General features: G+C 58.3%; 10 protein-coding genes and 3 pseudogenes. 9 read left to right on the forward strand and 4 right to left on the reverse strand.

The window, feature by feature from the left end; all coding sequences use genetic code 11:
- The first annotated feature begins 6 nt into the window (after window positions 1-6).
- Together N2604_RS06055 and N2604_RS06060 are read left to right on the forward strand one after the other, a co-directional pair.
- Complete coding sequence (locus N2604_RS06055; protein WP_036014868.1) at window positions 7-1,314, forward strand: FAD-dependent oxidoreductase; 1,308 nt, start codon at window positions 7-9, stop codon at window positions 1,312-1,314.
- Between the two features lie 38 nt (window positions 1,315-1,352).
- The gene (locus N2604_RS06060) at window positions 1,353-1,649 is read left to right on the forward strand and encodes a ferredoxin family protein (RefSeq protein ID WP_036014950.1); all 297 of its coding nucleotides are present in this window, start codon (window positions 1,353-1,355) and stop codon (window positions 1,647-1,649) included.
- A gap of 238 nt (window positions 1,650-1,887) precedes the next feature.
- Here the strand turns inward: N2604_RS06060 and N2604_RS06065 are convergent.
- Together N2604_RS06065 and N2604_RS06070 are read right to left on the reverse strand one after the other, a co-directional pair.
- Window positions 1,888-2,372 (reverse strand): annotated as a pseudogene (locus N2604_RS06065) (carboxymuconolactone decarboxylase family protein).
- Between the two features lie 6 nt (window positions 2,373-2,378).
- Window positions 2,379-2,933: a peroxiredoxin gene (locus N2604_RS06070; RefSeq protein ID WP_036031991.1), complete on the reverse strand. Its 555-nt coding sequence runs from the start codon at window positions 2,931-2,933 to the stop codon at window positions 2,379-2,381.
- Between the two features lie 206 nt (window positions 2,934-3,139).
- Between N2604_RS06070 and N2604_RS06075 the strand changes: the two genes are divergently transcribed.
- The 7 genes and pseudogenes from N2604_RS06075 to N2604_RS06105 form a co-directional block, all read left to right on the forward strand.
- On the forward strand, window positions 3,140-4,597 hold the full coding sequence (locus N2604_RS06075; RefSeq protein ID WP_260374195.1) for an IS4 family transposase: 1,458 nt from the start codon (window positions 3,140-3,142) through the stop codon (window positions 4,595-4,597).
- Window positions 4,598-4,749: 152 nt separating this feature from the next.
- Window positions 4,750-5,079: an IS66-like element accessory protein TnpA gene (gene tnpA, locus N2604_RS06080; RefSeq protein ID WP_311740021.1), complete on the forward strand. Its 330-nt coding sequence runs from the start codon at window positions 4,750-4,752 to the stop codon at window positions 5,077-5,079.
- Window positions 5,076-5,423 carry an IS66 family insertion sequence element accessory protein TnpB gene (gene tnpB, locus N2604_RS06085; RefSeq protein ID WP_027520144.1) on the forward strand — a complete coding sequence of 116 codons (348 nt, stop codon included), beginning with the start codon at window positions 5,076-5,078 and terminating at the stop codon, window positions 5,421-5,423. The genes tnpA and tnpB overlap by 4 nt, the downstream gene beginning before the upstream one ends.
- 93 nt (window positions 5,424-5,516) lie before the next feature.
- Window positions 5,517-6,272: pseudogene (tnpC, locus tag N2604_RS06090) on the forward strand (IS66 family transposase); the annotation flags it as partial.
- Between the two features lie 201 nt (window positions 6,273-6,473).
- The gene (locus N2604_RS06095; RefSeq protein WP_256436599.1) at window positions 6,474-6,608 is read left to right on the forward strand and encodes a hypothetical protein; all 135 of its coding nucleotides are present in this window, start codon (window positions 6,474-6,476) and stop codon (window positions 6,606-6,608) included.
- A 214-nt stretch (window positions 6,609-6,822) separates the two neighbouring features.
- Window positions 6,823-8,076, forward strand: coding sequence for a group II intron reverse transcriptase/maturase (gene ltrA / locus N2604_RS06100; RefSeq protein ID WP_199752525.1), 1,254 nt, complete (start codon window positions 6,823-6,825; stop codon window positions 8,074-8,076).
- Window positions 8,077-8,233: 157 nt separating this feature from the next.
- Window positions 8,234-8,419: pseudogene (locus N2604_RS06105) on the forward strand (transposase domain-containing protein); the annotation flags it as partial.
- Between the two features lie 44 nt (window positions 8,420-8,463).
- Here N2604_RS06105 and N2604_RS06110 read toward each other — a convergent pair.
- On the reverse strand, window positions 8,464-9,921 hold the full coding sequence (locus tag N2604_RS06110; protein WP_260374195.1) for an IS4 family transposase: 1,458 nt from the start codon (window positions 9,919-9,921) through the stop codon (window positions 8,464-8,466).
- Window positions 9,922-11,014: 1,093 nt separating this feature from the next.
- On the reverse strand, window positions 11,015-12,127 hold the full coding sequence (gene modC / locus N2604_RS06115) for a molybdenum ABC transporter ATP-binding protein (RefSeq protein WP_311740022.1): 1,113 nt from the start codon (window positions 12,125-12,127) through the stop codon (window positions 11,015-11,017).
- Window positions 12,128-14,406: the final 2,279 nt, after the last annotated feature.

Raw genomic sequence — 14,406 nt, forward strand, 5'->3', positions numbered from 1 at the left:
ATGAGGATGATTGAAGAGAAATTCGATGCGATCGTGGTCGGAGCCGGTATGGCCGGAAATGCGGCGGCATTGACGATGGCCAAACGCGGCATGAAGGTGCTGCAGCTCGAGCGGGGCGAATATCCCGGATCGAAGAATGTGCAGGGCGCCATCCTATATGCCGATATGATGGAAAAGCTGATCCCCGAGTTTCGAGAGGAGGCGCCGCTCGAACGCCACCTGATCGAACAGCGGTTCTGGATGATGGACGACCGCTCCCATGTCGGCATGCACTACCGTTCGGAGGACTTCAACGAGGAGCGGCCGAACCGCTATACGATCATACGCGCTCAGTTTGACAAATGGTTTTCTTCCAAGGTGCGTGAAGCTGGTGCGATCGTGCTGTGCGAGACCACCGTCACCGAGCTCGTACGGGACGATCGTGAAAGGATCGTCGGTGTTCGTACAGATCGCAGAGACGGCGAAATACATGCCGACGTCGTCGTCCTGGCCGAAGGGGTCAATGGCCTGCTCGGCACACGTGCAGGCCTACGCGCGCGCCCGACAGCCGACAACGTTGCGCTCGCGGTTAAGGAAATGCATTTCCTGCCTCGCGAGACTATCGAGGCGCGCTTCAATCTCAGGGGCGATGAAGGCGTCGTGATCGAGGCGGCCGGCACCATTTCTCGTGGCATGACCGGGATGGGTTTCATCTACGCCAATAAAGAGTGCATTTCGCTTGGCATCGGTTGTCTTGTCGCCGACTTCCAGCGCACTGGCCAAACGCCGTACGGACTGCTCGATCAATTCAAGAGGCATCCCTCTGTGGCGCCCCTGTTAGCAGGGTCCGAAGTCAAGGAATATTCGGCGCATCTCATCCCCGAAGGCGGTTACAAGTCGATCCCGCAGCTTTTTGGGGAAGGCTGGGTCGTAGTGGGCGATGCAGCCCAACTAAACAATGCCATTCATCGTGAGGGCTCCAATCTCGCGATGACCTCCGGCCGTATCGCCGCGGAAGCGATCGGTCTGGTTAAATCACGCGGCGAACCGATGAGTGCAACAAATCTGTCAATTTACAAGAAGATGCTGGACGATTCGTTCGTCATCAAAGATCTGAAGAAGTACAAGGATTTGCCGCCCCTAATGCATACTCACTCCCAGAACTTCTTTCTCACCTATCCGCAGCTCATCTCCAAGGCGATGCAGAACTTTGTGCGCGTCGATGGTACGCCCAAGGCTGAAAAGGAGAAAGCTAGCCTGAAATCCTTTGTCAAGGCGCGGTCATGGTCAGGTCTGTTTGGGGATGCTTGTCGTCTTGCGCGGGCCTGGCGCTGACCGCAACAGTGTGAAGTCCAACAATGGAAGGCTAAAGCATGAGTTCCGAACCCGCGGTGCGCGTCGAAGACAAGCTGTATTACAACCGCTATCTTGTCGACGTCGGAAACCCTCACGTCAAGGTCCGTGCGCACACAACGCCATCGCCGCAGCTACTTTCACTTTTGAAAGTCTGCCCCGCGCGGTGCTACGAGCTCAACGACGGCGGCCAGGTCGAGGTAGCGGTGGACGGCTGCATCGAGTGCGGTACCTGTCGCGTTATCGCTGAGCCGACCGGGGACATCCAATGGAGCCATCCGCGCGGCGGGTATGGTGTGCTGTTCAAGTTTGGGTGATGGTGAACGAAGGCCGCCGGGCGACCGAGGCGAGGCGTGGGAACTCATCCTATCCGTGGCGCATTGCGTGTCATATGCGGGACGGCGGGAATTCGACCACGACGCTCTTCATGAGGACGCTGCGCAACATGACTTGCCGACGTGACCCGTCGTGCAGCTCGTACGAGAGCCGCAAAGGCCTCGTTGTGGTGCCACTGCGTGGCGCCCCAACTGCGTTGATCGAATGGCAGAGTAGAAATCAGCCTCTCGCCTGAGCGGGGGCGGACCCAGCGGCCTCGATAGCGACCGCCACTGACTGCGTGATCGCAGCAAAACGCACGGCGGTGTGTATCTCTCTGGAATCAACGCCCGCGGCCCTCAGTGTCTTCTCATGGGCATCAATGCAGACACCGCAACCATTTATGACGGAGACAGCAAGCGACCACAGCTCGAAATCTGTCTTGTCCACCCCGTGATTGCCGATCACGTCCATACGTAGCCGTGGCGGCATCGCCTTGTATTCCGGGTCGGAAACAAGGTGAGCGAAGCGGTAGTAGACGTTGTTCATCGCCTCCACAGTGGCGGCGGCTTTCGCTGCGGCGATCTCTACAGAGGTCATCACGGCGCCAGCAGCAGCCCGTATTTTCTCTGCAGCGAAAACGTCTCATCGGTCACCACGGAGATCACGTTAAGCCGGACATCCTTCGCGAAATCGGGAATCCTTATTTGTTCGATCCACGACATGCTGGCTCAAGCAACTTTCAAGGTTTCGCCGCCGATTTCGCGGTTGCAGGGACAGAGCTCGCCGGTTTGCAGCGCGTCCAGAACGCGGAGCGTGTCCTTAGGACTGCGCCCCACACTGAGATTGGTCGCATAAACGTGCTGGATCGTATTTTGGGGGTCAACAATGAAGGTGCAACGATAGGCGACCCCTTCGGGTGAACGCACGCCAAGGCCATCGACGAGCGTTCCCTTTGTATCGGCAAACTGCCAGATTGGTAGATTGTGCAGGTCGACATGCGAACGCCGCCAAGCAAGCTTGCAGAACTCGTTGTCAGTCGAACCACCCAGTACAACCGCATCCCGGTCAGCGAATTCCTTGGAAAGGCTGGCAAATTCAGCGATCTCTGTCGGACAGACGAATGTAAAGTCCTTGGGGTAAAAGAAGATGATCTTCCATTTTTCCGAAAAGCTCGTTTCGGTCAGCGTCTCAAATGCACTCTGCCCCTCTTCTTCGTGCGCTTGAAAACCGGGCTTCACGCCTGTGATGTCGAATGGCGGCAACTGACTTCCAATTCCGAGCATGCTGTCCTCACAAACTTCGTTTTGTAGATCGTGACCTCACTGGTGGAGCAAACTATATGCCACCCGTTCTTAGGTAAGCCTCCGGTGGAGCTTTCAATTACCCATAACTTTGACCACTCGAGCTGATCCGCTGATCGGCGAAATCTTGAATCGAAAGAATCACTTGTGATTCCTTGCTGAGCACCTGATTCGCGAGGGGGTGCTCTATGGGGCTGACATTAAGGGATCGATCGACAAGAGGCTGTTTGCGGTCCTTGGACGGGGAATGTTGGATTGATCGAGAGAGTAGTGGATGCGAGTTTAGGGACGCGCGGCTCGGCGACAGATTCCGCAAACTGCTCACGCAGATTGGAAGCGCCATGGGACAAAGCATTCCGCTCGTCTGCCAGGATTGGGCGAATACCAAGGCAGCCTACCGCTTCTTCTCTAACGACCGGGTCAGCGAAGCGGACATTCTGGCCGGCCATTTCCAATCGACACGTGATCGTGCCGCCGCCACTGGAGATCTCGTTCTTGTGCTGCACGATACAACCGAGTTCAGCTATCAACGCGAGAAGTCAGAAGCGATCGGCATCACCAAGAGCATAAACAGTGGACGGGATAAGGCAGGTCGCCTCAGATCGCACACGGTTTGCGGCATCCTGATGCATTCGAGCCTCGCGGTTACAATCGAGGGGGTGCCGCTGGGGTTGGCGGCCGTTAAGTTCTGGACCCGGAAGAAATTCAAGGGGACGGCAGCGCTTAAAAAGAAGATCAATCCGACCCGGATTCCCATCGAGAAAAAGGAAAGCGTCCGGTGGTTGGAAAATCTGAAGCAGTCTACGCAACTCTTGGATCATCCGGGACGATGCATCCATATTGGTGATCGCGAGAGTGACATCTACGAACTCTTCTGCGCAGCACAGGAGATCGGAACCCATTTCCTGATCAGGACCTGCGTCGACCGCTTGGCTGGAGACGGGGATCACACCATCGCCGACGAAATGGACGAGGTCGCCGTCAAAGGGCTCCATCGCATCGAAGTCAGAGACAGCAACGGCGATCCCGACCAAGCCGTTCTTGAGATCAGGTATCGCAAGATACGCGTTCTGCCGCCGATCGGAAAGCAGAAGCGCTATCCCGCTCTGACCCTGACAGTGATCCATGCCGAAGAGCGCGGGACGCCGAAAAACAGAAAAAAGATCGATTGGAAGCTGATCACCGACCTGCCTGTTGGTTCCCGCACCGACGTCATTGAGAAGCTCGAATGGTATGGTTTGAGATGGAAGATCGAGGTGTTCCACAAGATCCTCAAATCGGGCTGCAAAGCTGAGGAGTCGAAGCTTAGGACCGCCCAGCGTCTGACCAACCTGATCTCGCTCTTTTGCATCCTGAGTTGGCGGGTCTTCTGGATGACGATGCTCAACCGTTCCGCCCCAGACGCGCCACCAACGCTCGCGTTGACTGCGACTGAAATCGGCGTGCTCGATCGCCTCGTCAACGACAAACCAAGAGCAAGACGGAGAACGCTCTCGCACTATCTGATCAAGATCGCCCGGCTCGGCGGTTATCTCGCCCGCGCCAGCGATCCGCCGCCCGGCAATACGGTCATGTGGCGCGGGCTGTCACGCCTCACCGACATCGCGCTGGGCGCCATGGTCGGAGGAGAATTTGTGGGTAATTGAAAGCCGGTGGAGGCCGCCTTCCCGGATCGGGTTCGAGCGTGAGATGGTTTGCTCATTAATTGGCAAGCAAATGAGCAAACGTGACGACGGTTACGGTTCTGTCCGGTCCAGAGCGGCGACGGCGGTGGACGAGTGCCGAGAAGCTTCGGATCGTGGAGGAAAGTCTGGCGCCTGGGGCCAGTGTTGTCGAGGTTGCTCGGCGACATGACGTTCACCGCAATCTGGTTACGGCTTGGCGGCGGCAGGCTCGCAGGGGCGTCCTCGCTTGCGGGCCTGAGCCGATGCCGCGACAGGATGGCGAAGTCGGTTTTGCGGCAGTCTCCATTGCGCCAGACCTGCAACCGTTGACGGCGCCCTCCGGAAGCTGCGGTGCGATCGAGATTGAGTTCGCGGCCGGGGCTCGGATGCGGATCACGGGCGCGGTTGACGCGGCGACGCTGAGCGCAGTCGTGGCGGCGCTGACTGATGGACGGCCACGATGATCCCGTTGCCTGCCGGCGTGCGGGTATGGCTCGCGACCGGCCATACCGACATGCGGAAGGGCTTTCCGTCGCTTGCGTTGCAGGTTCAGGAGATCCTGCATCGCGACCCGCTTGGCGGCCACCTGTTTTGCTTCCGCGGTCGCCGGGGCAATCTTTTGAAGGTCATCTGGCATGACGGCCAGGGCGCCTGTCTGTTCACGAAGCGCCTGGAGCGAGGGCGCTTCATCTGGCCGAGCCCGGCGGAAGGTGTGGTGACGATCTCGTCGGCGCAGCTCGGCTATCTCTTGTCCGGGATCGACTGGCGGCACCCACAAGAGACGTGGCGGCCGACATCGGTGGGATGAGGCTTTGGGCTTGCGGATCGTGATGGATGTGATTCCATCATCATCGTGACCACATTTGAATCGCTCCCCACCGATCTTGCCGCCGCGCATGCGATGATCCTCGCGGAGCGCGCCGCGCGTCTTCAAGCGGAAGCGGTCGCGGCGAGCGCCAAAGCGGAAGCTGCCGACGCGAAGGCGGCCGAGGCCCTGATCAGTTATCTCAAGCTCGAGATCGAGAAGCTGCGTCGCCAGATTTATGGCAGCCGCTCGGAGCGCAAGGCACGGCTCCTAGAGCAGATGGAGCTTGAGCTCGAAGAATTGGAAGCCACCGCAACCGAAGACGAACTGGCGGCCGAGAGGGCGGCGGCCAAGACACAGACCGTCAGATCTTTCGAGCGCAAGCGGCCGTCGCGCCAACCGTTCCCCGACCATTTGCCGCGCGAGCGTGTCGTAGTCGCCGCACCGCAGAGCTGCCCTTGCTGCGGCTCATCGAAGCTATCAAAGCTGGGCGAAGACATCACCGAGACGCTGGAGGTCGTTCCCCGGCAGTGGAAGGTGATCCAGACGGTTCGCGAGAAGTTCTCGTGCCGGAACTGCGAGACGATCACCCAGCCGCCAGCGCCCTTCCACGTGACGCCGCGCGGCTTTGCCGGGCCGAACCTGCTGGCAATGATCCTGTTCGAGAAGTTTGGCCAGCATCAGCCCTTGAACCGACAGAGCGAGCGCTACGCCCGGGAGGGTATCGTTCTGAGCCTGTCGACACTGGCTGACCAGGTCGGCGCCTGTGCGGCGGCCCTGCAGCCGCTTTATGGGCTGATCGAGCGTCACGTCCTCTCCGCCGAGCGACTGCATGGCGATGACAGTGTGCTGCAGAAGCACACGGAAAGGATGATCGAGATGATCTGAAAATCTGTGTGCACAAGCTGTGGCAGCGATGAGGGTAGGCCCCTCGGGATCGACTTTCAGGAGTAGGTCCCAAATCACTTCAAGCGGCTTCGCTTAAGAGGCGCGGTCGTGAGCGTTGAAGCCAACGGTCGGGAATACCCGAACGGATAGGCGTCCGAGAGACGAATGAAAATGAACCCGCCGATGAACCGTCGTAACGTGGAAATCGTCGTCAAAACCAGAGGTGTGTCGTCCCTCTGGGATGAGCCCGCCGGAAGCCTGATGACCGGGCGGGCGGCGACCGGCGTTGAGGGGGCGTGAATCGGATGCAGGCGCTGCCGCGGAACTGCAGGAACCAGTCGCTCCGATGGAAAGGGAGAAGCACAAGCGGAGAAGACCGCGAGGCGAGATTACCGACGCGGAGCACTGGGACGGACCGATCCGTATTAGCGACGAAGGCTCGTAATGGGGCCGGAGCAAAGGGATCGGATCAGGAGGGCTGGCCACCGTCGCAACTGACAACAGGAGGACGACGGTGAACCAGCCGAGCAAACCGTTCAACATCGACAAGAGAGAGGTGTACGAAGCATATCTGCAGGTGCGATCCAATGGTGGCGCAGCCGGTGTCGACGGAGTGACGATTGAGCAGTTCGAGTCCGACTTGAAGAGCAATCTCTACAAGATTTGGAATCGAATGAGCTCAGGCGCCTACTTCCCGCCGCCTGTTCGCGCCGTCTCCATTCCAAAGAAGAGTGGGGGCCAAAGGATCCTCGGGGTGCCCACTGTGGCAGACCGCGTGGCACAGACGGTTGTCAAACAACTAATTGAGCCGGCTCTCGACGCAATCTTTCTGGCGGATTCTTACGGCTACAGACCCGGTAAATCGGCTCTCGATGCCGTAGGCGTAACGCGACAGCGGTGCTGGAAGTACGATTGGGTTCTGGAGTTCGACATCAAGGGACTGTTCGATAATATCGACCACGAGCGTCTGCTGCGGGCCGTCCGGAAACATGTGACGTGCGCATGGGCGCTGCTCTACATTGAAAGATGGCTGACAGCGCCGATGGTGCAAGAGGATGGAACGATAATCGAGCGAAGCCGCGGTACCCCACAAGGGGGCGTGGTGAGCCCGATCCTCGCCAACCTCTTCATGCACTATGCATTTGATCTCTGGATGGCACGGATGTTCCCCGATCTCCGGTGGTGTCGGTATGCAGATGACGGGTTGGTACATTGTCGGAATGAGATGGAGGCGCAAAGCATTCGCGAAGCGCTCCAGGCTCGGCTGGCAGAGTGCTGCCTGGAACTGCATCCTACGAAGACGAGGATCGTCTACTGCAAGGACGACCGACGCCGGGGCAAGACTGAGACGGTCATGTTTGACTTTCTCGGTTATTGCTTCCGGCCGCGATCGGTCCTGCGGCCGCGTTCGCAGAGGATGTTCTGCGGGTTCACTCCGGCGGTCAGCAAACCAGCGCTGAATGCCATGCGAGCGACGATCCGAAGCTTGAAACTTCGCAAGCGAACCGAGGTGACTTTGGACGATATTGCCCGCGAGCTAAACCCGATGGTTAGGGGGTGGATCGCTTATTATGGGCAATATACGCGTTCGGCGCTCTATCCTTTGGCGCGCTACATCAACCAGACGTTGGCTATCTGGTTGAAGCGAAAGTACAAGCGCTTCCATCACCGCTTGGGACGCGCGCGTCTCTTCCTGGAGAAGATCGCGCGTGAGAACCGCAGGCTCTTTGTGCATTGGCAACTCGGCGATGGCGGCAAGCTTGCCTGATGGGAGCCGGGTGAGGCGAGAGTCTCACGCCCGGTTGTGTGTCCAGCGAAGGCTGGCATGTTCAGCAGGAGACAAACCTGCCGGGGTAGAAGTCAGAGCCCCGTAGTTTGGATAGCAGAGGTGATGGAAACTGAAACTCTGAAGCCTATCGACAAAGTCTCCACGTGGTGCCGACCGCGCCGCCACCATGGCGACGCTAATCATGACGGCAAAGCTCAATGACGTCGATCCGCAAGCCTGGCTGGCGGACGTCTTGGCCCGCATCGCCGGCACCCCGCAAGGTCGGCTCAATGAGCTGCTGCCTTGGGAATGGAAGAACAGCCCTGTTCAGTCTGCGGCCTGATCGGGCCACCGCACCGCGGATCATCCCGCGGCCCTCACCGGCTTTCAATTACCCACAAATTCTCCTCCGACCATGGCGCCCAGCGCGATGTCGGTGAGGCGTGACAGCCCGCGCCACATGACCGTATTGCCGGGCGGCGGATCGCTGGCGCGGGCGAGATAACCGCCGAGCCGGGCGATCTTGATCAGATAGTGCGAGAGCGTTCTCCGTCTTGCTCTTGGTTTGTCGTTGACGAGGCGATCGAGCACGCCGATTTCAGTCGCAGTCAACGCGAGCGTTGGTGGCGCGTCTGGGGCGGAACGGTTGAGCATCGTCATCCAGAAGACCCGCCAACTCAGGATGCAAAAGAGCGAGATCAGGTTGGTCAGACGCTGGGCGGTCCTAAGCTTCGACTCCTCAGCTTTGCAGCCCGATTTGAGGATCTTGTGGAACACCTCGATCTTCCATCTCAAACCATACCATTCGAGCTTCTCAATGACGTCGGTGCGGGAACCAACAGGCAGGTCGGTGATCAGCTTCCAATCGATCTTTTTTCTGTTTTTCGGCGTCCCGCGCTCTTCGGCATGGATCACTGTCAGGGTCAGAGCGGGATAGCGCTTCTGCTTTCCGATCGGCGGCAGAACGCGTATCTTGCGATACCTGATCTCAAGAACGGCTTGGTCGGGATCGCCGTTGCTGTCTCTGACTTCGATGCGATGGAGCCCTTTGACGGCGACCTCGTCCATTTCGTCGGCGATGGTGTGATCCCCGTCTCCAGCCAAGCGGTCGACGCAGGTCCTGATCAGGAAATGGGTTCCGATCTCCTGTGCTGCGCAGAAGAGTTCGTAGATGTCACTCTCGCGATCACCAATATGGATGCATCGTCCCGGATGATCCAAGAGTTGCGTAGACTGCTTCAGATTTTCCAACCACCGGACGCTTTCCTTTTTCTCGATGGGAATCCGGGTCGGATTGATCTTCTTTTTAAGCGCTGCCGTCCCCTTGAATTTCTTCCGGGTCCAGAACTTAACGGCCGCCAACCCCAGCGGCACCCCCTCGATTGTAACCGCGAGGCTCGAATGCATCAGGATGCCGCAAACCGTGTGCGATCTGAGGCGACCTGCCTTATCCCGTCCACTGTTTATGCTCTTGGTGATGCCGATCGCTTCTGACTTCTCGCGTTGATAGCTGAACTCGGTTGTATCGTGCAGCACAAGAACGAGATCTCCAGTGGCGGCGGCACGATCACGTGTCGATTGGAAATGGCCGGCCAGAATGTCCGCTTCGCTGACCCGGTCGTTAGAGAAGAAGCGGTAGGCTGCCTTGGTATTCGCCCAATCCTGGCAGACGAGCGGAATGCTTTGTCCCATGGCGCTTCCAATCTGCGTGAGCAGTTTGCGGAATCTGTCGCCGAGCCGCGCGTCCCTAAACTCGCATCCACTACTCTCTCGATCAATCCAACATTCCCCGTCCAAGGACCGCAAACAGCCTCTTGTCGATCGATCCCTTAATGTCAGCCCCATAGAGCACCCCCTCGCGAATCAGGTGCTCAGCAAGGAATCACAAGTGATTCTTTCGATTCAAGATTTCGCCGATCAGCGGATCAGCTCGAGTGGTCAAAGTTATGGGTAATTGAAAGCCTCACCGGACGGTTACGTTCTTAGGTCTGGAATGGGCGCAACAAGACCAGCCCCGCGGCTTGGGTCCGGGCATGTTCGCGCGCTTGGTGCCTCGATCAGCACTAAGCTGACGGTCATCTGGAGCACCAATGCTCTCACAAGGCGTTGGAGCCAACTATAAAACACCGCCATACCCCAGCAGAGGAATGGCTAGGATTAGGGTGCCTTTGAGCTCGACGGCACGCGGGCGCTGGTCAGGGACTTGGCGGGAAGACGTCAGACCCGAACCGTAGCAGTCTCGTCATCGACCGGTAGGTACCGCAAAGCCAGCTACGGGCTTGATGTCGGCTTGCGCTATTTAGCGCGCGCAGCTGGTCGAACTGCGACGTCTCGCCGTTGAGGGTCCACAATCGGCGCGTTCGTAAGACATCAATGTGACGCAGGAGCGGACGCTAGAGCTAAGGCGGCTTCCGGAGATGGCAAAAATTCTGATGGACGGTTGCGGAGCCGACGTGCTCGGCAGCCCCACTGTCGCGTTCAGGTCGTCCGGTTGTAACCAAAGCACCGCAGCTCGGATGGGGCCCGGCTGCGCGCCACGATCAAGGCAGCAGCCTGCCAAGTCCGCGGTGAGGCTCGCCGGTCGGCCTTTTCCCGCGCGCTTCGCAATAAGATCGATCTCCTCGCGATCAGCAAATTCGCTAAAAGAACGAGAAACAGCTGGCCGGTCCGACGGCTGCGGGCTCGGCAAGCCCATTTATATCAAGACTAAAGGGCACCTGCTGCCGAGTGGTTGCGAAATCGAGATCTTTTCTCCCCTCGCAAAATCGATTGCGAGTATAACGTGCGTGCCCATTTGCTGGCCTCGAGTGTCGCTGCACCTGTCGCCGATGCGTACGCATTGGTGCCCGACATCCTGAGCCACATCGGCCAGTAGCCTATTCGTCTTTTGGAGGGTAGAGAACTGCCCGGAACACTATTCGGATCGATCTCATGTAGATTATCGATCACGGCCGGGATCTTGTTGGTGTTTTTCTCGCATCGGGCATAGCTGTCGAAGGTGCTCCTGCGAATGTGGTAGGCGTTGCAAGCAACCGCTCGGCAGCCCGAGCGGAACGGCGCGCGCGACCTCCGCGAATACTTGCCCTCCATTGCTAAGCCGTAGCGCATCAAAGGAGCGGCGTGTGACGCGCGCCAAAAGCGGCACGCCAGATCGGCCGGCTTCAAGGGTCAGAACCAAGGTGACCTCAGCCTCGCCGTGCGGCAGAGAGGCTTTTATGCGTGCTGGAAAAACATTGAGGATAGAGCTTGCGCGCCGAGGTTCGCGCGCAATGCTGACGTCGTCGGCAGCGATGCGCAGCCGCAGCTGCGCGCCCGGTGTAAGCGGCACTCCAGGTATCAGAAAGCGCACAGCTTTGAGGCGGAGCATGATCAGCCCATAGCGCCCGTCATACCCGCCGACCGTAGTATCAAGACAGACTGCCGCTTCGCCCCGCCTGGCAAGCGCCGCATCGCTCTGAATGACATTGAGCGGACCGGCCGTAGTCACGGCGCCACCCTTCATCATCACGAGATAATCGGCAAAACGCTCGATATCAGCGATGTCATGGCCGAAGTAAATCATCGGCAATGGAAGCGTTTGCCGCATGCGCTCGAGAAAGGGCAGGATCTCGCATTTGGCGGAGCGGTCGAGCCCAATGAGTGGATCGTCCAGCAAGAGTAGCCGAGGCTGGCCCAACAGCGCACGGCCAAGGGCGAGTCGCTGTCGCTCCGCTCCGGAAAGATCTGATGGCAAACGCTCGAGCAGTGGCGCCAAGGCGAGCAATTCGACCACACCATCAAAATCGATCAGTGCCTGTTCCGATTTGGACGCGTTGTATAAAACGGTGTGTCGTACAGACAAATGAGAAGAGAGAATCGGTAGGCGAAATACAAATGCGACGTGACGAAGATGAGTCGGTCGAAACGTAGTCTCATCCTGCCAAATCTCCCCATCAATCGCACAGAATCCATTCGGCAGGCGCTGGACGCCAGCGATGCAGCGCGCGAGTGTAGTTTTGCCGCACCCGGGCGGACCAAGAATCGCTGTGACGCCTTTGGCTGTACGCTGAATTGCGTATCTAGCAAAATGCTTCCGAGAGAGCCGTTGAAGGCAACTTCGATATAGCCCTTTTTGGCTTCTCTGATGAACCTTAGCATGTGCTGTATCTTCTCAGCTAAGTCAGGAGGCCAATGGCTGCAGTGGAGCTGATCGCCATGCTTCCGACGATCCACTCTATCCCGCGGCAGCACGGGCTTTTCTGCTCGCGTGAGGGCCTAGGGTAGGGGGCGGACTGCAGATTGGTATCAAGACCGGAGTCTTGTTGAGCAGCTCCGCGCCGCTAGGATTGTGGCAATCGGACGTTGCTCGCTGCACTTGCCATTGAGAGGTAAGCGCCCTTCCAGCAGCGCAAGGTTGTCAGTCTGCTTGGCGGGCCGAGCGCATGTTCGAATAGCGCGGCTTGAGAGGCTTGGCGGTAAAGCTGTCCGATCACGCCAGAGCCGAATACTGGCTCGGGGCCAGAACTCGGCATTACGGATCCCACAGCTTCGCGAGCCGATTCGAAGTTTGCGTCCGTCGCCACAATGGTGGCCTTTGCACTCTCAGGTGCGAGTAGCATCAAAGCTAGATCGATCATGATGAATCGAATTAACTTCATTGGAATCCCGGCTCCGCCGCGACCGCTTCCTTCGCGGCAGCTTTATCCTTACCCAGCAATCGGCGTGCCGTTTTAAGGAATACCTGGCCGGCTAGTGGCAAGGGAGGCTTTGCATCGGTCTCCACCCTGCGTCCTAAATCGCCGCATTGTAGGACCTTGGACGTTCGCGTCGCCAACCGCACATGCAGGAGCTATGAGATGGCACCTGAGGGTGAAACCATGCCTCTCGCATTGGAGACGGTGCTTCGGCGAATGTGCGGCCGTAAAACGCGTCAGTGATACACAAGTCGCTGCCTCCGGCTGGCGCACCTTCCGATCTGCGCGAAGGAGAAGGTTGGCAGCCTCTCTTCGAAAAAGCGCTGATATGAGATGATATGCGCTGTCCGCGCGCTCAAAGTGCTTGAATCGCCCGTAACGTCAGGATGTAGGCATTGCGAAGCAAAACGCCATATTGGGAGCCAACATCGGCACACAAGCGCTAAACGGCCGGATCTCTGTTTGATCCCGGTCCTCGCAATGCGTGTTGCGCCTAGCGGGACGATGATTCGGGGCGCCGTTATCATTGCGGCGCCCGGAACAGTGAGCCAGTGGCTGCCGAAGCGCTCGAATCCGGTAAACAGATCAGCCTCGCGGGGCAAAGAAAAACAGTTGAGAGGTTTGGTGAATCAAGGGCGACGAATGGGCTGGACCTGCAATGCGCATCGCTATTCGGCCGTCCTCGCTGCGATCGCGATCGCAGCGACGTGGTGCACAGGATATGCTCGCGCGCGAGATCGTCGGGCCGAGGAAGTCTTGGTGTCGTGCAAACCAGACGTGATCCGCTTCTGTGACCGCTTTACAGGCCGTAACGATGCTGATGTGGCCATGTTTTGTCTTACGGAAAATTTCAAAAACTTACGCCGCGAATGCCGACGCATGATGCCTACCGCCGCCGCGGACAAAAGCGACCGGTCGAGACAATCTCTCAACAGGCGTCCAGTAGGCCTTCATCCAGAGTGAGGCACGGCAGTTGCGAACTCGAACGATAGTGAGGTGTTCAGCCTGACCGGGCCCGGGGTTTGACCAGCTTGGTGGCTGCAAGTTGATCGGACTGAAGGATCAGCCTGCCTCGCGCAGCTCAACTATCTGAGGACTGATCCGTGGATCGATTGGCAGCAGTTGCGCTTCAAACAGCGCTGCAGCCATACGGCGACTTCGAGGCTTACGTGACGTTGCTATGGGTTCGCTGTAACGGGTCCGAACGACAACTGCGTAAGCTGAGGAGGGAATGGCCTGACATATGCAGGAATTCCGTACTGCTCACCAATCTATACCGTTATGGTCGGCGACTAGGTGTTTTTGGGCAGGTAAGCTAAGCGGTAGTGACGGGCAGACGATTCGCCGGAATATTAGCGTTGGAGTTGGTTTCCCTTAGATTCTCAGCTTGGAACTACCTTGGGCTGGACTGCCGGGCTCAAGGTAATAGAGTGCGCTAGGAAAACATCTTTTGTTAGCCGCTGATCGACTTCTCGAGGCAACCGCTTGATGCCATTGCGGCGTTTTCGATGGGCGCTCCAGGGGAGTCGCTTCGCCCGAACGTGGTACTCTTGAAAGAATACACTTCAGAGCTCAGGGCTAAAGGGAAGGCCGTCGATACGAGTCGTTGAAAGGCAGAAAGCTGTTCATGCAGACGCTTCTCCACGGCCTCCCGCTC

Source organism: Bradyrhizobium sp. CB1015, from assembly GCF_025200925.1.
Taxonomy (GTDB): domain Bacteria; phylum Pseudomonadota; class Alphaproteobacteria; order Rhizobiales; family Xanthobacteraceae; genus Bradyrhizobium.